Annotated in this window: 16 protein-coding genes; 8 read left to right on the forward strand and 8 right to left on the reverse strand. The window is 70.7% G+C overall.

The genetic code is table 11. The annotated features are described in order from the left end of the window. Nucleotides 1–160: 160 nt before the first annotated feature. From C6C15_RS14990 to C6C15_RS15010, 5 genes are all read right to left on the reverse strand, one after another. Nucleotides 161–1294 (reverse strand): bifunctional 2-methylcitrate synthase/citrate synthase, encoded by a 1134-nt coding sequence (locus C6C15_RS14990; protein ID WP_105950495.1) that lies wholly within the window; start codon nucleotides 1292–1294, stop codon nucleotides 161–163. Nucleotides 1295–1371: 77 nt separating this feature from the next. Beyond that, a complete protein-coding gene (prpB, locus tag C6C15_RS14995) occupies nucleotides 1372–2280 on the reverse strand; it encodes a methylisocitrate lyase (protein WP_105950846.1) in 909 nt (302 codons plus the stop codon). 122 nt (nucleotides 2281–2402) lie between these two features. After that, nucleotides 2403–3929, reverse strand: a complete 1527-nt coding sequence (locus C6C15_RS15000; protein WP_105950496.1) for an MmgE/PrpD family protein — start codon at nucleotides 3927–3929, stop codon at nucleotides 2403–2405. Beyond that, nucleotides 3926–4591 carry a GntR family transcriptional regulator gene (locus C6C15_RS15005; protein WP_105950497.1) on the reverse strand — a complete coding sequence of 222 codons (666 nt, stop codon included), beginning with the start codon at nucleotides 4589–4591 and terminating at the stop codon, nucleotides 3926–3928. Before C6C15_RS15005 ends, C6C15_RS15000 begins: the two co-directional genes overlap by 4 nt. 194 nt (nucleotides 4592–4785) lie before the next feature. Further along, entirely contained in the window at nucleotides 4786–5730 is a 945-nt protein-coding gene (locus tag C6C15_RS15010; RefSeq protein WP_186326373.1) for an EamA family transporter, read from the reverse strand. A 38-nt stretch (nucleotides 5731–5768) separates the two neighbouring features. Here C6C15_RS15010 and C6C15_RS15015 point away from each other — a divergent pair, with 38 nt between their 5' ends. The 8 genes from C6C15_RS15015 to C6C15_RS15050 all read left to right on the forward strand — a co-directional run bounded on the left by C6C15_RS15015 (nucleotide 5769) and on the right by C6C15_RS15050 (nucleotide 14088). Beyond that, nucleotides 5769–6305 (forward strand): CGNR zinc finger domain-containing protein, encoded by a 537-nt coding sequence (locus tag C6C15_RS15015; protein ID WP_105950498.1) that lies wholly within the window; start codon nucleotides 5769–5771, stop codon nucleotides 6303–6305. 140 nt (nucleotides 6306–6445) lie between these two features. After that, nucleotides 6446–7714: an ABC transporter substrate-binding protein gene (locus C6C15_RS15020; RefSeq protein WP_060922545.1), complete on the forward strand. Its 1269-nt coding sequence runs from the start codon at nucleotides 6446–6448 to the stop codon at nucleotides 7712–7714. 99 nt (nucleotides 7715–7813) lie between these two features. Beyond that, a complete protein-coding gene (locus C6C15_RS15025) occupies nucleotides 7814–8797 on the forward strand; it encodes a carbohydrate ABC transporter permease (RefSeq protein WP_234024166.1) in 984 nt (327 codons plus the stop codon). After that, nucleotides 8797–9651 carry a carbohydrate ABC transporter permease gene (locus C6C15_RS15030; protein WP_017204137.1) on the forward strand — a complete coding sequence of 285 codons (855 nt, stop codon included), beginning with the start codon at nucleotides 8797–8799 and terminating at the stop codon, nucleotides 9649–9651. Before C6C15_RS15025 ends, C6C15_RS15030 begins: the two co-directional genes overlap by 1 nt. Then, entirely contained in the window at nucleotides 9648–11564 is a 1917-nt protein-coding gene (locus tag C6C15_RS15035) for a hypothetical protein (protein WP_105950499.1), read from the forward strand. The genes C6C15_RS15030 and C6C15_RS15035 overlap by 4 nt, the downstream gene beginning before the upstream one ends. After that, entirely contained in the window at nucleotides 11561–12343 is a 783-nt protein-coding gene (locus C6C15_RS15040; protein WP_060922547.1) for a dimethylmenaquinone methyltransferase, read from the forward strand. Before C6C15_RS15035 ends, C6C15_RS15040 begins: the two co-directional genes overlap by 4 nt. Further along, entirely contained in the window at nucleotides 12313–13257 is a 945-nt protein-coding gene (locus C6C15_RS15045) for an aldo/keto reductase (RefSeq protein ID WP_105950500.1), read from the forward strand. The genes C6C15_RS15040 and C6C15_RS15045 overlap by 31 nt, the downstream gene beginning before the upstream one ends. Before the next feature lie 21 nt (nucleotides 13258–13278). Continuing rightward, the gene (locus C6C15_RS15050) at nucleotides 13279–14088 is read left to right on the forward strand and encodes an amidohydrolase family protein (protein WP_105950501.1); all 810 of its coding nucleotides are present in this window, start codon (nucleotides 13279–13281) and stop codon (nucleotides 14086–14088) included. Between the two features lie 143 nt (nucleotides 14089–14231). On the opposite strand, the gene C6C15_RS15055 is transcribed toward C6C15_RS15050, so the two are convergent. The 3 genes from C6C15_RS15055 to C6C15_RS15065 are packed head-to-tail and all read right to left on the reverse strand — an operon-like array spanning nucleotide 14232 to nucleotide 19571. Further along, nucleotides 14232–14882, reverse strand: a complete 651-nt coding sequence (locus tag C6C15_RS15055) for a GntR family transcriptional regulator (RefSeq protein ID WP_105950849.1) — start codon at nucleotides 14880–14882, stop codon at nucleotides 14232–14234. A gap of 19 nt (nucleotides 14883–14901) precedes the next feature. Next, a complete protein-coding gene (locus tag C6C15_RS15060; protein WP_105950502.1) occupies nucleotides 14902–15507 on the reverse strand; it encodes an SGNH/GDSL hydrolase family protein in 606 nt (201 codons plus the stop codon). Then, nucleotides 15498–19571, reverse strand: a complete 4074-nt coding sequence (locus C6C15_RS15065; protein ID WP_105950503.1) for an Ig-like domain-containing protein — start codon at nucleotides 19569–19571, stop codon at nucleotides 15498–15500. Before C6C15_RS15065 ends, C6C15_RS15060 begins: the two co-directional genes overlap by 10 nt. Nucleotides 19572–19608: the final 37 nt, after the last annotated feature.

The raw sequence follows: 19608 nt of genomic DNA on the forward strand, positions 1-19608 counted from the left end.
CTCGCGGGACACGCTGTCGTCCCGGATCCGGTTTACTCCTCCCGGAAATCCGCCGCATCCGCTTGACCCCGGGCCGTCGGCACGCTACTGCTCCGAATCGCGCGAATGGCTCCATCCCGCGGTGAGATGGAGCCATTCAGGCGATTCGAACGGAACGGAGTCAGCCGGCCACGTGCCGCTCGTCGGGGCCGTCGTAGTGCGACAACGGGCGGATCAGGGCGTTCGCGCCGGCCTGCTCGATGACGTGGGCCGTCCACCCCGTCACCCGCGCCGCGACGAACAGCGGCGTGAAGGTGAGCGTGTCGAAGCCGATGAGGCTGTACGCGGGGCCGGACGGGTAGTCGAGGTTCGGGTGGATCCCCTTGCGCTCGACGAACTGTGACTCCAGCGCGTCGTACAGCTCGGCGACGTCCTCCCGGCCGTAGTGCGCGACGAGGGTGTCGAGCGCGGCCTTCATGGTCGGCACGCGTGAGTCGCCGTTCTTGTAGACGCGGTGTCCGAAGCCCATGATCTTGCGCTTCTCCGCGAGGGCCTTGTCGAGCCAGGCCTCGACGGCGTCCGCCGAACCGATCTCGGTGAAGATGTGCAGCACGGCCTCATTCGCCCCGCCGTGCAGCGGGCCCTTGAGCGCGCCGATGGCCCCGACCACAGCCGAGTAGATGTCGCTGAGGGTCGAGGTGATGACCCGGGCGGTGAAGGTCGAGGCGTTGAAGGAGTGCTCGGCGTAGAGGATCATCGACCGGTTGAACGCGTCGACCACGACCGGGTCGGCCTCCTCCCCGAAGGTCATCCAGAGGAAGTTCGCCGAGTAGTCGAGGTCGTCGCGCGGAGCGATGAGCTCCTGGCCGCGACGGCGACGCTGGCCGTAGGCGACGATGGCCGGCAGCGCGGCGAACAGGCGGATGCTGCGCGCCAGGTTCTGCTCGGGGCTGCCACCGGCGTCGAGCACGGAACCGCCGGCCTCGGGGTCCGATGCGCCGATCAGGCTCACGGCCGTGCGCACCTCGTCCATCGGGTGCGCCTCGAGGGGCACGAGGTCGATGGCGGCCTTCACGTTGTCGGCCAGGGCGCGGTGCTTCCGCTCCTCCAGCCGGAACGCCGCGAGCTCGTCGCCCGTCGGCAGCTCGCCGTTCCACAGCAGGTACGCCACGGCCTCGAAGGACTGCGTGTCTGCGAGCTCCTGCACCGGATAGCCGCGGTAGAGCAGGCTGTTCGTCTCGGGGTTGACCTTCGAGATCGCCGTCGTGTCGACGACGACCCCCGCGAGGCCCTTCTTGATGTCCGGCTCGGTCATGGTCACTCCTTCGTGTACTTCGACTCGTCGCTGCGCTCCTCGCTCAGCAACCGCGTCGTGTGTCCGCTTCGCTGCGCTCAGCGACCGGTGTTGTCGAGTGTGAAGTTGAAGACGCCGGAGTCGAAACGGTTGTACGACTCGTAGTCGATCAGCTCGTAGAGGTCGGCGCGGTGCTGCATCTCCCCGAGCTTCGAGGTCAGGTGCCCCTCGTCGTTCAGCGTATCGAGCGCACGGCCCGCCGCCCCCATCGCGATCCGCAGCAGCGACACCGGCCAGATGACCACGCGCACCCCGGCATCGCGGAGGCTGTCGACGGAGAACAGCTCGCTCTTGCCGAACTCGGTCATGTTCGCGAGGATCGGCACGTCCAGCGCCGCGGCCATGGCCTCGAACTCGCCGATCGTGCGCATGGCCTCGGGGAAGATCGCGTCCGCCCCCGCGTCGACGAGCGCCTTGGCCCGGTCGATCGCCGCGTCCAGCCCCTCGATCGCCCGGATGTCGGTACGCGCCATGATCAGGAAGTTCTCGTCGCGGCGAGCGTCGGCGGCGGCGCGGATGCGCTTGATCGCGGTGTCCTCGTCGACCACGGCCTTGCCGTCCAGGTGTCCGCAGCGCTTCGGGTTGATCTGGTCCTCAATGTGCGTTCCCGCGAGACCGGCGTCCTCGAGCTCCTGGATCGTCCGCGCGACGTTCATCGGCTCGCCGAAGCCGGTGTCGGCGTCGACTATCGCGGGGAGGTCGGTCATGCGGGCGATCTGCTTCGCGCGCCCGGCGACCTCGGTGAGCGTGGTGAGGCCGATGTCCGGCAGCCCGAGGTCCGCGGAGAGCACGGCACCCGAGATGTAGACGCCCTCGAACCCCTTCTCCTCGATGAGCCGGGCGCTCAGCGGGTTGAACGCGCCGGGGAACCGCAGCAGCTCCCCCGAGGCGAGCCGCTCCCGGAACAGGCGCCGCTTCTCGGCCGGCGTCGCGGTGGAGTACAGCATCAGATCTCCTTCGTCATCGTGCGTCGACAGGCTCAGCATGCTTCGACAAGCTCAGCAACCCAGCGGCGCTTCGACAGGCTCAGCAACCCCGCTGGCTGGGTCCCTGAGCCTGTCGAAGGGCATCAGAACAGGCCCGTCGGGGCGTCGGCGTCGTCGAGCAGACCGGGCTTCGCGACGATCGAGAGCTCGGCGACCTCGGCGGCCGTGAGCTCGGGCAGGCGCTGCACGAGCTCCAGGAACCGCTCGATCTCGGCGGGCTCGAGCACGGGCTCCGCGAGCAGGCGGAACTTGGCGATGTAGTTCTCCCGCGCGAACGGGCGCGCGCCGAGGGGGTGGGCGTCGGCGACGGCGATCTCGTCCACCACGGTCGAGCCGTCGGTGAGGCGGATCTCGACGCGGCCGCCGAACGCCTTCTCGTCCGGGTCCTCCGAGTGGTAGCGGCGGGTCCATTCCGCGTCCTCGGCCGTGGTGATCTTGTGCCACAGCGCGACGGTGTCGGGGCGGCCTGCGCGCTCCGGCGTGTAGGAGTCGACGTGGTGCCAGCCGCCGTCCTGCAGCGCCACCGCGAAGATGTACGGGATGGAGTGGTCGAGGGTCTCGCGGGAGGCCGTCGGGTCGTACTTCTGCGGGTCGTTCGCTCCCGAGCCGATCACGTAGTGCGTGTGGTGGCTGGTGTGCAGCACGATCGAGGCGATGTTCGCGGGGTCGCGGAGGGCCGGGTTCGCGGTGCCGAGCTTGCGGGCGAGGTCGATCCACGCCTGCGCCTGGTATTCCGCGGAGTGCTCCTTCGTGTACGAGTCGAGGATCGCGCGCTTGGCCTCCCCGGCAGCGGGCAGCGGCACCTCGTAGGCCGCGTCCTTGCCGTCGAGCATCCACGCGATCACGCCGTCCTCGCCTTCGTAGATCGGCGCGGGGCTCGTCTGTCCGCGCATCGCCCGGTCGACGGCCTCGACGGCCATCTTCCCGGCGAAGGCCGGGGCGTGCGCCTTCCAGGTGGAGATCTCGCCCTTGCGGCTCTGGCGCGTGGCGGTCGTGGTGTGCAGCGCCTGACCGACCGCCTGGTAGATCGTCTCGACATCGAGGCCGAGGAGGGTGCCGATGCCTGCGGCGGCGGACGGGCCGAGGTGCGCGACGTGGTCGATCTTGTGCTTGTGCAGGCAGATCGCGCGCACGAGGTCCATCTGGATCTCGTAGCCGGTGGCGATGCCGCGCACGAGCGCGCGGCCGTCCTTGCCGGTGTGCTGCGCGACAGCGAGGATCGGCGGGATGTTGTCGCCCGGGTGCGAGTACTCGGCGGCGAGGAACGTGTCGTGGTAGTCGAGCTCGCGCACGGCCACGCCGTTCGCCCAGGCCGCCCACTCCGGGCTGGTGCGGCGGTCGAGGGGTGTTCCGAACAGGTTGGCGCCGACCCCACCCGTCGAGACGGGGTGACTGAACGCCTGCGCGCGGGCGGCGACGATCGGCGCACGGGTGAGGGAGGCCGCGGCGACGGACGCGTTGTCGATGATGCGGTTGATGATCATGTCGACGACGGGCTGCTCGACCTCGACCTGGTCGACTGCGACCTCGGCGATCTTCCACGCGAGCTGATCCTCGCGGACGAGGTTCTCGGAGCTGGCGTGCACGCGGACGTGGTGGGTGACGGTCATGAGTGTCCTTCGCTGTCAGGGAGGGAGTCGAGGATGCCGGTGAGCGCGTTGTGCAGGTGCACGTGCGTGGCATGGGCGGCGAGGTCGCCGTCGCGGGCGGCGAGGGCCTCGGCGATGGTGCGGTGCTCGGCCGCGGAGGCGGCGAGCCGGGCGGGCTTGTCCCGCGCCATGCGCCGCACGCGGACGAGGTGGGTGCGGACCGTGCGCAGCGCCGCAGCGATGTAGTCGTTGGCGACGGCGTCGTCGAGGGCCGCATCGAATCGCGCGATCAGGGCGTAGTAGGCATCGCGGCCCTCCGCCCTGGTGAGGTCCACGTGGGCGAACTCCGCGGCCAGCGCGGCGAACCGGTCGGCGTCACCCCGGACGGCCGCCAGTCGGGCGGAGGTCTCCTCCAGCGCGCGACGGATCTCGAACAGGGACCGGATGTCGTCGGCGTCGAGGTCGGCGACCACGGTCACGCGGGGCGACTGCTGCACCACCAGGCCGTCGGCGGCCAGGCGGCGCAGCGCCTCTCGCAGCGGGGTCCGGCTCACGCCGAGGCGCTCGGCCTGCTCCACCTCGCCGAGCACGTACCCGGCCGGCAGCTCCCCGGACTGGATGCCGTCGAGGAGCGCCGCATAGGCGCGATCGCCTATGGACGTGCGCTCGACGGGAAGAACCATTCCGTCAGTGTATACATAAACCTCCCCAGCTGGTCCGCTTCTCGGGCGCGGGCGGTCGATTCGTATACATAATCTCCGTCCACCCGCCCCGCACTCGGGCACAGCTTCGGAGAGCGCCGGGGACACGCCGTACGGCGGCGCCGGGGGCCGGCGTGTCGGCTCCGATCTCCGAAGTCGTGCCCGCGGGACGCCGCTCAGGGGGCGGGGCGGGGCTCGCCGAGCTTCACGACGACCACGCCGGCGAGCACGAGCACGCCCCCGAGGGCCTGCAGCGGGCCGGGGAGCTGCCCAAGTAGGAGCCAGCCGAAGAGCAGGGCCGCCACGACCTCGGCGAGCGCGACGAACGAGGCCAGCCGGGAGCCGAGCATCCGCGTCGAGACGATGCCGAGCACGTACGCGAGGGCCGTGGCGATCACGCCGATCGCGAGGACCGGCACGAACCACGGCACCGCGCCGAACCGGTAGTCGACGTCGGCCGTCGTCCACGCGAACGGCAGCACGCCGACGAGCGCGGCGAGGCTCAGACCCACGGCACCGAGCAGCAGCCCACTGCCCGCGAGGGCGATCGGCGGGATCCCGGTGTCGGCCCTGGCAGACAGCACGAAGTAGCTCGCGGCCCCCACCATCGCCCCGAGTGCCCAGAGGACACCGACGACATCCACCTGCGCCCCGGCGACGATGTCGAGCATGAGGACGAGCCCGACGAAGGCGATGCCGGCACCGAGGACGCTGCGCCGCGTGGGACGCTCGCCCCGGCGCAGCCAGAGCCAGAGGAGCACGGCGACCGGGGCGGTGTACTCGATGAGCAGCGCGATCCCGACGTCCATCAACGCCACGGCCTGGAAGTAGCAGAGCTGGGTGGCGGCGACGGCGAGGAGGCCGTAGGCAGCGACCATCCCCGCGTTCTGCCCGAGGGCACGCCACCGCCCGCGGAGCGCGAGGACCGTGGGGACGAGCAGCACGAGCGCCGCGACCCAGACCCGCACCGTGACGGCAGCGCCCGGCGTCCATCCCGCGTCGATGAGTCCACGTGCCCACGCCCCGGAGGAGCCGAACGCGAAGGCGGCGGCGACAGCGAGCGGCAGGCCGAGGCGCACCCCGGTCCGGGTGCGCGGAGTGTCATCAGCCACGGTGCTCATGAGGGATGACGCTACGCCCGCCGGAGTAAGCTGTCAACATGGTCTTCACCGATGACACAGAGGATGCGCTGCGCGCGGCGGTCTGGCTCGCGAACTCGGCGGAAGACCCGGACACCCTGGTCGACATCGACGACGAGAAGGCCTTCCTTCGGGTGTTCCCGTACACGGGACGGGTCGACGGGGACACGGTGGAGCTCGACGACCTCCGCGCTCTGCGGTCGCGCCTCCGCGCCATGCTGCTCGCTCCGCGCGACGAGATGGCCGCACACGTCAACGCCGCTCTCGCCGAGGTGCGCCTGACCCCGCGGCTCGTGCGCCACGACGAGCTGGACTGGCACCTGCACGGCCTCGCCGACGAACGCCCGCTCGCCGAACGGGTGCTCGTGGAGACCGCGATGGCCCTGATCGACGTCATCCGCACGGACGAGGGCTCTCGCCTCACCGTCTGTGCGGACGGGACATGCCAGGCGATCGCCCTCGACCTCTCCCGCAACCGCTCCAAGCGCTACTGCTCGACGAGCTGCGCCAACCGCAACGCCGTCGCGGCGTACCGCGCCCGCCGCGCCGCCGGCTGACCCCGCTGCGCGCCCCGCTCGGAGACCGCAGACCGGAAAGCGGTCCGAGCGGAATCGATGCTGCCCGCTCTTCACAAACGATTATCGATTAGTGTAATGTCGCGAGCGGCCCTCCCTCATGCATCAGGAAAGGATCAACGATGATCAAGGCCCGAGTCCTCCCCCTCGTCGGCATCGCGGCGGTATCCGCCCTCGCCATCGCCGGCTGCTCGACCACCGCCGGCGACGACGGCGGCGATGCCGGTGGCGACGTCACCGTCCGCATGCTCGTGAACGTCACCCCGAACCTGACCGAGGAGTTCTGGAACGACCTCGTCGCGCCGTTCGAGGACGCCAACCCGAACATCGACGTCGTCATCCAGAACCCGGGTGCGGAGGGCGTCGAAGCCGCCGTGCCGCGCCTGCTGGCCGCCGGCGACGCTCCCGACGTCGTGCAGTCCATCGCCCCCACCACCAAGCTCGCTCCCGAGCTCGTCGACCTCTCGCAGTACGAGTGGGCGTCGTCCGGTCCGCTCGCCGACCAGTACTCGATCGACGGCAAGAACTACATGGCCGGCATCGGCGTGCAGTTGCAGAGCCTCTTCTTCTACAACAAGACCGCGTTCGAGGAGGCGGGGATCACGGAGGTGCCGACCACGGTCGACGAGCTCACCGAAGCCCTCGGCAAGCTCAAGGACGCCGGGTGGACGCCCGTCCAGACCGGTGGCGACTGGATGACGAGCCACACCCTGCAGGCGCTCGGGCTGCCGACCATCATCGCCGAGGACCCGGAGTGGTTCCAGGACATCTCGGCGGGCGACGTCACCTTCAGCGAGACCTACGGCGATGCGGTCGAGACCTACGCGGACTGGGTGTCCGAGGGCTACATCCCGGGCGACGCGCTGGGCATCAAGTACCCGGACGCCGAGCAGGCCTTCCTCTCGGGCAAGACCGCGGTGTACTCGATGGGAAGCTGGTTCGCCGGCACCCAGGCGAAGGCCGCCGACTCCGCGGACATCGGCGTCTTCCGCGCCCCCGCCATGAGCGCCGACGAGCAGCCCGCGATGGGCGCCAACATCGCCAGCCCGTACTCGATCCTCAAGGCGAGCAAGAACCAGGACGCGGCGGCGAAGCTCATCGAGTTCCTCACCACCGACCAGACCGCGGTGAGCGACCAGCTCGCGGTCGACGGCAACTTCCGCGACGGCTACGAGTACGACATGACGCCGCTCGGCGAGGAGCTGCTGCAGATCGTGGCCGACACCCCGGCTGAGGCCTACACGCCCACCGGTGGCGGCTACGGCGAGCGCACGCTCCCCGACGGCTACTCGGGCGAGATCAACACCCAGACCCAGGCCCTGCTCGGCGGCGCACCCGCCGACCAGGTGCTGCAGGCCATGGACGACTGGTTCGCCGCCAACGCCGGTTGACCCTCGCGGCGCCCGGGACGCGACATCCGTCCCGGGCGCCGTCCCGGCGCTGCCCCAGCGCCTCCCCCTGAACGCGCCACCGAGAACGAGAGTGCCGCCATGACTCCGCCCACCACGACCGCGCCGCCGCCGGCCGCCGCCGCCACCCCGACAGGACCATCGACGCCGATGAGCTCGCCCCCCGCCCCGCGCCGCCGCACGGCGCTGCAGCAGTGGCGGAAACGGATCCCCGGCATCCTCATGGGCGGCCCGGCCGTCGCGGTCTTCCTCGCGATGTTCGTCATCCCGATGATCCTCGCGGCGGTGCTCAGCTTCACCGACTGGAACGGGTACAGCCTCAACTTCAACTTCATCGGCTGGGACAACTACATCAAGGCGTTCCGCAGCCCGCGCTCGACCCAGGCCGCGATCTTCACGGGCATCATCGCGGTGGTGGGCACGATCCTCTGCAACGCCATCGGCCTCGCGATCGCCGCCCTCATCTCCGGGCCCGGCCGCTCGAACACGATCCTGCGCACGATCTTCTTCTACCCGTACGTGATCAGCGCCCTCATCATCGGCTTCCTCTGGTCGGCGATGCTCTCCCCCACCGGCGCCGTCAACGGCCTGCTCAGCACGCTCGGCCTCCCGGCGATGCCGTTCCTCACGGACCCGACCTTCGCCAAGGCGAGCGTGATCTTCACGATCGTGTGGTCGCACTTCGGCTTCAACATGATCCTGTTCCTCGCCGGCATCAAGTCCGTCCCCGCGGAGTACTACGAGGCGGCGACCGTGGACGGCGCCTCGCGGTGGCAGCAGTTCCGCTCCATCACGCTGCCGCTCATCGCCCCCGTCTTCACGGTGAACCTCGTGCTCACCCTCGTCGGGCTCCTCAAGGCGTACGACGTGGTGCTGTCGCTCACCGACGGAGGGCCCGCCGGCTCGACGCAGACGATCGTCTACCAGATCCTCAAGGACTCCTTCGCGAACTCGGCCCTCGGCTTCGGCGCCGCGCAGTCCATGATCCTCCTCATCGTCACCGCAGTCGTCGGCCTCGCCGTCACGCTGGTGCGACGCCGCGCCGAGCAGAAGGCGACCGACTGATGAAGCAGACCCGCAACCGCCCGGCCCTCGCCGTCAGCACGATCCGGTGGATCGTCCTCGGCGTCGTCGCGATCACGATGCTGATCCCGATGTACACGATGCTGATCAACGCGTTCAAACCGCAGGCCGACATCATCGAGAACCCGCTGCTGATCACTCCGCAGATGTTCACGTTCGACTACCTGTGGGCCGCGATCACGAGCAGCAAGTTCAACGTGATCGCCGCGTACGGCATCACGCTGCTGTTCGTCGTGCTCGTGAACCTCTGCTGCATCGCCCTCGCCGCGCCCGTCGCCTACGTCATCGCCCGCGGGCGGTCGAAGTGGCACCTGGGACTGCTGCTCCTCTTCGTCTCCGGGCTCTTCATCCCCGGCCAGGTGACGCTGATCCCCGTGGTCTTCGTGCTGCGGGTGCTCGGGCTCATCAACACGATCCCCGGGTTCATCCTCTTCGAGACCGCGGCGACCCTGCCGGTGACGATCTTCCTGTTCACCGCCTACCTCCGCAGCGTCCCGCGTGACATCGACGAGGCGGCGTCGCTGGACGGCGCCGGGCCCATCCGCGCCTTCTGGGCGTGCATCTTCCCGATCATGAAGCCCGTCGTCGCGACGGTCGTGGTGCTCAACTCGATCGGCGTGTGGAACGACTTCGTGAGTCCGCAGATCATCCTCGGGCCGAGCTCCGGGATCTACACGGTGACCACCGGCGTCTACGCGGCGGTCGGACAGTTCTCGACCGACTACACCCAGGTGTTCCCGACCCTCCTGCTGGCCGTGCTGCCCGCGATGGTGTTCTTCATCGTGATGCAGCGCCACATCATCGGCGGCCTGGTCGCCGGAGCGACGAAGGGATGACCGTGCCGGAGACCCCGCTCACCCGTCCGCTGCGCACGATCCCGGCCTGGGCCGTGCTGCAGCGCCGGCTCTTCGCCGAGGTCGAGGAGGCCCGCCGCCTCTTCCGCGACCGCTACACGCTGCCGGACGGCCGCCTCCGCGGCGTCGCCGAGTTCATCGACCGCGACGGCGTGGACGACCTGTACGAGCCCTTCTTCAACTGGCCCGCGTTCTACCTGCTCGGCGGCTCCGACGAGGTGCTCGCCGACGCCAAGCGGCACTGGGAGGGCGTGACCGTGCAGCTCGCCGACGCGGGCATGCTCACCGAGGAGTACGACAACGGCTACGACTGGTTCCATCAGGGCGAGTCGCTGCTGTTCCTCGCCGGCATCTGCGCCGCCGACCCGGCCGACACCGCGTTCGCCGCGCGTGCCGCCCGGTTCTCGGCCCTCTTCACCGACCCCGCGAAGGGCAACTACGACGCCGAGCGCAACATGATCCGCTCGCCGCACAACGGCGCTCTGGGTGCCCGCGAGGGGCTGGACGAGAAGATCGTGCCGTACACGGCCGACCGGGACGAGATGCGCCCCTACGGTCTGCCGCTGCACGGCCTGGACGGCATCGCCTCCTGGGACGACCTCGCCGACCCCGCCCACGCCCAGCGGATGGCGGAGGAGATGCAGCGCCGCGCGGCGGGTGACATCGCCGTGAACCTGGCTGCGACCTCCCTCGCCGCGAATCGCTGGCTCTACGACGGCGACGAGGAGACGGCCGCGTGGATCCGCCGGTACGTCGACGGCTGGCGCGCGCGGGCGGACGGGGGCCTGCTCCCCGACAACGTCGGCCCCGACGGCACCGTCGGCTCTCTCCACGACGGCCGCTGGTGGGGCGGACACTACGGCTGGGCCTGGCCGCATGGGCTGCACTCCGTCGGCATGAGCGCCCTGATCGGCGCGCTCAACCACGCGCTCGTCACCGGCGACGACGGCGCCCTCGACCTCGTGCGCACCATGCTCGACACCGTGCTCGCCGAGGCGCGCAGCGGCAGCGTCGCGGAGTCCACGTACAGCCTGCGCGGCGGGTGGATGGCTCGGCTCGGCGCCGCCGCCACCGAGCCCGCCCTGCTGGTCCCCTACCGCCACGGCTCGGACGGCTGGTTCGACTACGGTCCGCTGCAGCTCGATCTCCCCCTGTGGCTGTGGTGGTGGTCGCGGCGGCCGTCCGACCGGGAGCGGCTGGAGACGGCGATCGCCGGCCTCCCCTCCTCCGCCGACCTCGTCGCGCCGTTCCGCGACAAGGAGGAGGCGGGTCACGAGGCCGGCTGGTTCGCGTACCTCTCCGGCGACCTGCCCGATTATCCGGTGCGGGCGCTGGAGATGGCGCTCGGCCAGGTGGCACGTCGCGCCGCGATGATGCTCGCCGACGACCGCGATCCCGACGCCGCACACCTGCACTTCTGGCAGCGCGTGAATCCCGTGGTGACGGAGGTGCTGACGCAGCTCGTCGGCGGGGCGCCACAGGTGCTCTACAACGGCGGACTCGGTTTCACGGCGCTCCGCTACGAGGACGTCGACCGCGCGCGGCCCGGACTCCCGGAGGACGTCGCCGCGCTCGTGCACCGCCTCGACGACGACGGCATCGGCGTGCAGCTCGTGAACACCTCTGCCGTGCACACCCGCACCGTGCGGCTGCGCGGCGGGCGCTTCGGCCTCGACCGGATCGTGCGGGTCACGGCGACCGGCGAGGAGCCCGGCTTCTGGCCCGGCGCCTCGGGCACCTACACGGCCCCGGACGCCCCGACCGTCACCACGACCTTCGACGTGGACGACGACCTCGTGGTGACCCTGCCCCCGGCGCACAGCGCCGATCTCGACCTGACCATCGCGCGTGCGACCGGCTCGCCGCGCCACCTGTTCCCTGAAGGAGACGCATGAGCGCCGATCTGATCCGACCCGACTTCGCCCTGCCCGTGCGGGGTGGGGCCTACCAGCGGCCCTCGCCCGAGGTGGTCGAGTCCTTCGACGCGATCTCCTCCGCCACCGCGTGCGCCAAGCTGCACGGACTCGGGATCCGCCGCAGCTACATCGACGGACCGGAGCCGCTGAGCCTCGGCCAGCGCGTCGTCGGCTCGGCGCTGACCCTGCAGTTCATGCCGCAGCGCGAGGACATGGCCTCGGGCGACGGCCAGGAGTACGCCGAGCGGCACACCGCCCTGTGGCACGTGCTCGAGGCCGTGCAACCCGGCGACGTGCTGGTGATCCAGGCGTACGGCAGCCGGTTCTCCGGGTGCATCGGCGACATCCTCGCGCGCTACTTCGCGCGCAAGGGGGGCGCGGGGATCGTCGTGGACGGCCGCATCCGCGACGCCGGCCGCATCCGCGAGCTCGGGATCCCGGTGTGGTCGACGGGCACGACCCCGCACTACGCCTCGCAGTCGGAGCTGGTGCCGTGGGCGTACGACGTGCCCGTCGCGGTGGGCGGGGCCCTGTGCATGCCGGGCGACCTCGTGGTCGCGGACGACGACGGCCCTGTCGTGGTGCCGCAGGCCATGGCACCGCGGGTCGTGGACGACGCGCGCGATCATGAGGAGTGGGAGGTGTTCAGCCGCCGCCGTCTCGACGAGGGCGCACGCCTGAGCGACTACTACCCGTTGACCCCCGACAGCCGCGAGGAGTACGAGGCATGGCGTTCCGTCCAGAGCTCCGTCCGCTGAACCCCGAGGTCGCCGCGCGCGACGACGTCGGACTGGGGTGCGCGCCGATCGGCAACCTCTTCGCCCCCGTACCCGACGGCGACGCGGTGGCGACCGTGCAGTCCGCGCTCGCCCGCGATGTCCGTTTCTTCGACACCGCACCGCTGTACGGCTCGGGCGAGAGCGAGCGGAAGCTCGGCCTCGCCCTGCGCGGCGTGCCGCGGGACGACTACGTGATCGCGACGAAGGTCGGCCGGGTGCTGGTCGATGCGGACGGCCGCCCCGTCGCGGGCGCCGCGAGCGGGCACGACTCCGTCGTCGACCTCAGCAGGGACGGCGTGCGGAGGAGCCTCGACGGCAGCCTCGCCCGGCTGGGTGTCGATCGCGTGGACGTGCTGCACCTGCACGACCCCCTGGACGTGGAGGCGGCGTTCGCGACGGCGCTTCCGGCCCTCGTCGAACTGCGCGACGAAGGGGTGGTGCGCGCGATCAGCGTGGGGCTGGGACGGCTCGACCCCCTGGAGCGCTACGTCGCCGAGGCGCCGCTCGACGTGGTGATGGAGGCCGGTCGGCTCACGCTGCTCGACCGCACCGCCCTGGACCGGTTGCTGCCGACCGCGGCGGCCCGCGGCATCGGGGTGCTCGCGGCCGCGGTGTTCAACTCCGGCATCCTCGTCGACCCGGTCGGCTCCCCCTTCTTCGAGTACAAGCCGGCACCCCCGGAGCTCCGAGAGCGGGCACAGCGCCTGCAGGCCGTCTGCGCCTCGTACGGCATGCACCTCGCGGACGCCGCGGTGCAGTTCCCGCTGCGGCAGGGCGCGGATGCGGTGGTCGTCGGGGCACGGACCCGCGCCGAGGTGGACGCGTTCGTGGACGGCCTCGACGCCGCGCTGCCCGCCGCACTGTGGGACGCCCTCGATGCGGAGGCTGCATGACCGCGCGGCCCGGGAGCTGACGTGCGGATCGTCGACGCCCATGTGCACGTCTGGGATGCGGACGCCGTGCCGATCCCGTGGTTCCGCGACGACCTCGGGCTCCCCCGGCAGGCCGCGGCCGCTCGTCTCGGACGGGAGCTGGCCGACGCCGGCGTCTCCTCCGCCATCGCCGTGCAGGCGGCGGACTCGGTGGCGGAGGCGGAGTGGCTGACCGCGACCGCCGCCCGCGACCCGTTCCTGCGGCGCGTGGTGCTGCAGTACACCCCCGCGCCGGGACGAGCCGCCGGCGCCACGGCGGTCGCGTTCTCTCCCGCCGTCGTCGGCGTGCGCGCCGCGGTGCCGCAGTTCGCCGCGGATCTCTCGGATGTGGACGGCCTCGACGCCCTCGCCACCCACCTCGGCGCGACCGCCCGCACCCTCGAACTGCTCATCCGCCCTGACCAGCTGCCCGCCGCCGCCGCCCTGTCCCGACGGCACCCCGACACCGCGATCGTCGTCTGCCACCTCGGCCTCGGCGCCCGGACGGCCGATGGCGCATGGCTCTCCGCCCTCACCGAGGCCGCGTCGGCTCCGGGGGTGTCGGCGAAGGTCTCCGGGCTCGACCTCACGGCGCGCGGGGCGGACGAGTCGCGGGAACTGCTGCGCTCCGCTTTCGCCCTCTTCGGCGCGGATCGACTGATGTACGGCAGCGACTGGCCGATGTCCACGCGGACCACGACCTACGGGGAGGTTCTCGCCGCGACCCGGCAGGCTCTTCCTCCGCTCTCCGCTGCCGAGGCTCGAGCATTCTGGTCCGGCACCGCCGACCGCCTCTCCCCCTTCACCGCGTAGCCCCCGTCGCAGTTTCGCCCCGAGGTCGCAGGGATTCCGGGGATGGATGTGACCGCGTGCCGAATCTGCGACCTCGCGCAGGGACTCCGGCCAGCCATGCGACCTCGGTGCGAAACTGCGACCTTGCGCGGCGGGAAGCGGGGTCAGTCGAGGAGGGTGCCGGCAGCGTGGGCGCGGAACAGGGAGGACGCCGCCTCTTCGTCGCCGGCCTCCAGCGTGTCGAGCAGGCCCTTGTGCCAGTCCGCGACCTCGTGCCAGTCCCCCGTGAAGGTGGGGTCGCCGAGCACGTGCATGACGCGCAGGCTCGGCTCCAGGAGGTCCCACATGCGGGGGAGGTACACGTTGCCGCTGGCCTCGATCACCGCACGGTGGAAGGTGAAGTCGAGCTCGCGGAACCGGGCGAGGTCTTCCGCCTCAGCCGCCTCATGCATCTGCGCGATGAGGCCGACGAGCTCGGCCCGGCGAGCGGGGTCGAGCGCTCCGCAGGCCAGCCGTCCCGCCAGCCCCTCCAGCTCGACGCGCGCGACCTTCGCCTGCGCCGCCTCCTCCGCGGAGTAGCTCGCGACGAAGTTGCCCTGATGCCGCACGTGCGACACGAGCCCCTCGTGCGCGAGCCGCTTGAGGGCGTCGCGCACGGGCGCCTGGCTCACCTGCATCTGCCGGGCGAGCTGCGACTCCACGAGCTGCTCGCCGGGGGCCAGCGTCGAGTCCTTGATCATCGCCTTGATGAGCGCGTAGATCTGATCCGACAGCAGTCCGCGCTGCAGTCCGGCCGTGCCGAGAGCATCCGTCATGACCATCAGTCTACGTCCATTATCGACTATCGCTAATGGACGCGGCCGTGCGCCAGGCATCCGCGATGAGGGCGGATCCGCGGGGCGTCGGGTGCACCCCGTCCGGCGCCAGCTCGACGGCCGGATACTGCTCCGTCGCCGCCGTGAACACCTCGTGCAGGGGCACGAACGCCGCCCCGTGTTCCGCGGCGAGAGCCCGCACCGCCGCCCGCTTCCCGTCGAGGTCGTCGAGCCACGTGCGCTGCTCCTCCGTCACCGGGAGGAAGTACGGCTCCATGAGGATCAGCCGCGGGGCGTGCGCGGCCACCGCGCGGCCGAGGAGGTCGCCGAGCGTCGCGGCGAAGTCCTCGGCCGAGGTCGGGTCGTCGCTGTCGAACCGCCGCCACATGTCGTTCACGCCGACGTACACGGTCAGCAGCTCCGGCGCCGTCGGCAGCAGCTCCGCGTCCCACCGCGCGGCCAGGTCGCGGGCGCGGTCCCCCGCGACCCCGAGGTTGCGGACCGTCGCCCCAGCGGCCTGCAGCTCGGGGGCGAGGAGCGACACATAGCCGTCCCCGAAGGACTCCGGGTCGGAGCGATCGCGCCCCGCGTCGGTGATCGAGTCTCCGATGAAGGTCACCCGCATCGTGGCACGTCCTGTTCGTCGTTCTTGAGCTTCGGTCGCACCGAGATCGGGAGCTCGACGCTCGCGCCAGCGTACGTCACGGTGAGCGTGTGGTGCGGGCGCACCTTGCTGCTGTCGAAGCCGCTGACCATGTCCGCCGTCACCTGCTGGGTGGTGCGGGATCCGTCGCTCCAGTCCACGCCCAGCAGCATGCCGGTCACGTCGAGCTCCTCGCCGCGCACGTAGCGGGTCTTCGGGTCGGCTTCGGGCGCCCAGCAGATGCCGGTCACCGTCGCGGGCGGCGGTGTCGGCCGCACGGCCAGGGTGTTCGTCTTGCCGTAGTGGTAGACGTTGAAGAAGCCGTCCGCACCGATGCGGAGGTTCTCCCTGGCGTCGACCATGTTCCACACCGTCACGTCGTCGACCCGGAGCACGATGCGGGTGCCGCCGTCCTCGGCGACGGCCCCGAACTCGATCCGGTGCGTGGAGTTCGGCTCGATGACCGTGTTGGGGATGCTGTCGAGCGTGGTCTGGCCCGGGGTCCAGCTCTGGAACTCGATCACGTCCTCCTTGATCACCGCGAGGTATCCGGTGTTGGAGTTCTGCCAGGCGGGAAGGCCGGTCTGGTCGGAGCGCGCCTGGAAGCCGTACCAGCCCCCGTCGAAGGCGCCGAACTCCGCCTCGAACTGCAGCAGGGTGTCGCCGAAGCGCTCGGCCTCGTAGCCGTGCACGCCCTGACCGCTGATCACGACACCCGTGTCGTCCACCGCGATGAGGTCGGACTGGCTCCAGTTCGCCCCGTCCTTCAGCTGGCCGTCCAGGCGGGTGGTCGGGTACTCGGCATCGTCCACGGTCACGGTGACCGTGTCGCTGAGGCTCGGATCGGCGACCGAGGTCGCGGTGATCGTCGCCGTGCCGGCCGTGACCCCGGCGATGCGTCCGCCGGAGACCGTGGCGACCTCCGGCGCGTCGGTCGTCCAGGTGACCCGGGCGTCGCTGGCGTCCTCCGGGGCGACCGTGGCCGCGACGGACCGCCGCTCCCCCACGGTCAGTCCCACGGCGTCGGCGTCCAGGCTCACGCCCGTCACCGGCACCCCGGAGAGCGAGAACCCGATGTCGTCGAAGTCGAGCGAGGCGTAGTTCTCCACGTAGAACCCGACCCGACCGGCCTTGCCGGGGCCGGGGTCGGCGCCCTCCAACGCGATCGCCCCGTTCACGGAGATCCGGATCTGCCCGTCCTGCACAGCGATGCGGACGTGCGAGGTCTCCCCGGGGGTCAGGCCCTGCGCCGCCGGCACGACCTTCTCGGCGACGACCTTCCAGGCGTCGTCGAAGATCGTCCAGGTCGGCCCCGCCGCGGCCTGGCGGAAGCGGATGTAGCCGCCGCCCTCGCCGTTGCGGTCGTAGACGATGAGTCCCGCGTTGGCGGGGGTCGTGGCCGGGGCCGTGACGTCGAAGTCGAGCACGAACTCCGTGAAGTCCCGCGGCAGGATGCTGTTGGCTCCCTTGAGGATGCGGTACACCTTGTCGCCCGACGCATCCACCTGGATGGAGCGGTTCGGGTCGGTCGGCCAGCCGTTCGCCCCCGACTCGAAGTCGGTGAAGTGCAGCACGCCGTCGCCCTCCTCGACGATCACCTCGATGGTCGCGGTCTTGGCGGCATCGGCCTTCGCCGTCGCCGTGACCGTGGTCGTGCCGGGGCCCATGCCGAGCACCACGCCCTTGTCGTTGACGGAGGCGACGGCGGTATCGGCCGAGGCGTAGGTCACCGCGGCGTCGTCGGCGTTCCAGGGCAGCGGAACGGCGCGCACGCGCACCTCGTCGCCCGCGTCGATCGTGAGCGTGTCGCTGTCGAACGCGATGTCCTCGAGCGGGATGGTCTGCGGCTGCTGCGTCTGCCCGATCGCGCCGTCGACGCCGATCTCGCCGAACGCGATGGCCTCGAAGCCCGGGATCTGGTCGAACACGGCCGCGTCCGCCTTCAGCGTGTAGTCGCCGTTCGCGGCGTCCACGAAGCCGGGGTCGGCGTCGGCCACCCAGTTGTCCTCGTAGTTCAGGAGGTTCTTCCCGTCTTTCGCGCCGTGCTCGTTGACGCCGGCCATGCGGGCCCGGTTCGGGTTCCACACGACGTTCTCCGCGAACGTGCTGTGGTTCGGGAAGTAGTGGTCGTCCTCGAAGAAGTGCGCGAGCTCGGGGTACTTCGTCAGATACGGCGTGCCGACGAAGTCGTTGTTGTCGGCGAACACCTTCTCCCAGGCCGGCATGTAGTCGCGGTCGACGACGTTGCCCTCCTGGTCGCCCATCCACTGCTCGTAGTTGTCGTACGGGGCGTAGGCGTCGACGAAGACGTTGTTGCGTGCCTCGATGTAGTCGGCCGAGCCGCTCTTGATCGCGCCGTTGCCCATGTTCACGAACACGTTCTTCTCGATCGTGAGGTCCCACGTGAAGTTGTCGGCGTAGATGCCCTCGACGCCCGCCATGCCGACGCCGATGTCGTGGAAGTAGTTCTCCCGGAACACGTGGCCGCGCTGCTGCGGGGTCTTGCCGGAGTTCATGTAGATGGCACCGAGGTCGTGGAACTGCTTGCAGACGTCGTACACCTCGTTGCGTTCGAACAGGTGGTCGTTGCCGTGCACGATGATCCCGGGATGCGGGGCGTCGTGGATCTCGTTGTCCCTGGCGATGTTGCCGACGCCGTCGAACATCACGCCCGGATTGTAGGCCTTGTGGTAGTACGCGAAGTCGGCGATCTCGGAGTTCTCGACCCGGTTGCGGCCGGGTTCGAGCGTCGTCTTGTCGCCGCCCTGGAGCACCACGCCGACGCCGCCGACGTGAGTGAGCCGGCTGTCGGTCACGGCGTGGTCGCGGCCGCCGCGGTTCACCGGAATGCCGTCGTACGTGTAGCGCCCCGGCGAGTTGATGAGCACGCCGCCGTCGGTGAAGTTGCGGATGTCGCTGTGCGAGATCGTCACGTGCGAGCCGCCGAGGATCACCGCGGCCGTCGCGCGGCCGTACTCCATCACGAGGTCGTCGAAGTTCACGTAGGAGGCCCCGTCGGCGCGCAGCATCGGCTCGTCGAGCGTCGTGACCGTCACGGCGCCGCGGCCGGACGTGAAGGCCGCGTTCGGGATGAGGTACAGCTTCCCGGCGTCGCGGTCGATGTAGTACTCGCCGGGGGCGTCGAGCTCCTCCAGCAGGTTCTGCGCGAAGTGGAAGTCGGGGAACCAGCTCTTCATGATCCCGGACATCTCGCCGTAGCGGAGGGTGATGGTCTTCGCCTCGGTGTCGATGCTCTCGATCTTGTTGTACGACCACTCCCAGCTGTAGCCGAAGATGCCGTCCAGCCAGACGTCCTCGGCCTGGGTCCAGTGCTTCGGGCGGTCGTAGCCGTAGCTGAACGTGCCGCCGCGCTCCTGCAGGTCGGCGTCGTTGCGGTCCGGCCCGGCGTCGATGATGTCGCCCATCTGCACGGTCGGGGTGGCCGCGTCGGCGTTGGGCCAGCGCGCGAGGGTCATGCCCTGGCCGTCGATGAACAGCTCCATGGGCGGGGTGGTGCTGACGTCGTTGGCCTTCCAGTAGCCGTGGCGGCTGAGCTGGCCGTAGTCGGTGATGCCGAGGTCGGCGAGGTCGATCCCGACGACACGGTCGCGGGCAGCCGGGTCGATGATGCGCTCGGTCACCGCCGCGTCGTCGACCGCGGCGAACTGGTCGCGCGGCAGCTCGCGACCGCCGGTGAGGGTGGCGGTCTCCCCCGGGTACGAGCGGTAGGTGATGGGGGCGTCGGCAGTGCCCGAGTCCTGCGCGCCGATCTCGAACGACGCCGAGCGGGGGTACGTGCCCTCCCGGAGGTACACCGTGAGGCCGTCGTCCGGGAGCGCGGAGTCCGCCTTCAGCGCGCGGATCCGGTCGCGGGCGCCTTCCAGCGTCGCGAGGGGGTCGTCGATCGTGCCGGAGGCCGCGTCGTCACCTCCCGGCGCGAGGTAGAGGGCGTCGTCGTCCGCGGCCGCAGCCGCCGACGGGACCGCCGCAGCGAGGGCGGATCCGAACACCGCCGCCAGGGTCAGGCTTGCCAGTACACGCTTCATCGCGTCTCCGAACTGTCGCTTCCCGCACGGCCGATGC

The sequence above is a fragment of the Microbacterium sp. str. 'China' genome (genome assembly GCF_002993305.1).
Classification (GTDB): Bacteria; Actinomycetota; Actinomycetes; order Actinomycetales; family Microbacteriaceae; genus Microbacterium; species Microbacterium paraoxydans.

Excerpts from the sequence above, each read along its gene's own strand:
- C6C15_RS14990 (WP_105950495.1), bottom strand. The coding sequence starts at position 1,294 with ATGACCGAGCCGGACATCAAGAAGGGCCTCGCGGGGGTCGTCGTCGAC.
- prpB (WP_105950846.1), bottom strand. The coding sequence starts at position 2,280 with ATGCTGTACTCCACCGCGACGCCGGCCGAGAAGCGGCGCCTGTTCCGG.
- C6C15_RS15000 (WP_105950496.1), bottom strand. The coding sequence starts at position 3,929 with ATGACCGTCACCCACCACGTCCGCGTGCACGCCAGCTCCGAGAACCTC.
- C6C15_RS15005 (WP_105950497.1), bottom strand. The coding sequence starts at position 4,591 with ATGGTTCTTCCCGTCGAGCGCACGTCCATAGGCGATCGCGCCTATGCG.
- C6C15_RS15010 (WP_186326373.1), bottom strand. The coding sequence starts at position 5,730 with ATGAGCACCGTGGCTGATGACACTCCGCGCACCCGGACCGGGGTGCGC.
- C6C15_RS15015 (WP_105950498.1), top strand. The coding sequence starts at position 5,769 with ATGGTCTTCACCGATGACACAGAGGATGCGCTGCGCGCGGCGGTCTGG.
- C6C15_RS15020 (WP_060922545.1), top strand. The coding sequence starts at position 6,446 with ATGATCAAGGCCCGAGTCCTCCCCCTCGTCGGCATCGCGGCGGTATCC.
- C6C15_RS15025 (WP_234024166.1), top strand. The coding sequence starts at position 7,814 with ATGACTCCGCCCACCACGACCGCGCCGCCGCCGGCCGCCGCCGCCACC.
- C6C15_RS15030 (WP_017204137.1), top strand. The coding sequence starts at position 8,797 with ATGAAGCAGACCCGCAACCGCCCGGCCCTCGCCGTCAGCACGATCCGG.
- C6C15_RS15035 (WP_105950499.1), top strand. The coding sequence starts at position 9,648 with ATGACCGTGCCGGAGACCCCGCTCACCCGTCCGCTGCGCACGATCCCG.
- C6C15_RS15040 (WP_060922547.1), top strand. The coding sequence starts at position 11,561 with ATGAGCGCCGATCTGATCCGACCCGACTTCGCCCTGCCCGTGCGGGGT.
- C6C15_RS15045 (WP_105950500.1), top strand. The coding sequence starts at position 12,313 with ATGGCGTTCCGTCCAGAGCTCCGTCCGCTGAACCCCGAGGTCGCCGCG.
- C6C15_RS15055 (WP_105950849.1), bottom strand. The coding sequence starts at position 14,882 with ATGACGGATGCTCTCGGCACGGCCGGACTGCAGCGCGGACTGCTGTCG.
- C6C15_RS15060 (WP_105950502.1), bottom strand. The coding sequence starts at position 15,507 with ATGCGGGTGACCTTCATCGGAGACTCGATCACCGACGCGGGGCGCGAT.
- C6C15_RS15065 (WP_105950503.1), bottom strand. The coding sequence starts at position 19,571 with ATGAAGCGTGTACTGGCAAGCCTGACCCTGGCGGCGGTGTTCGGATCC.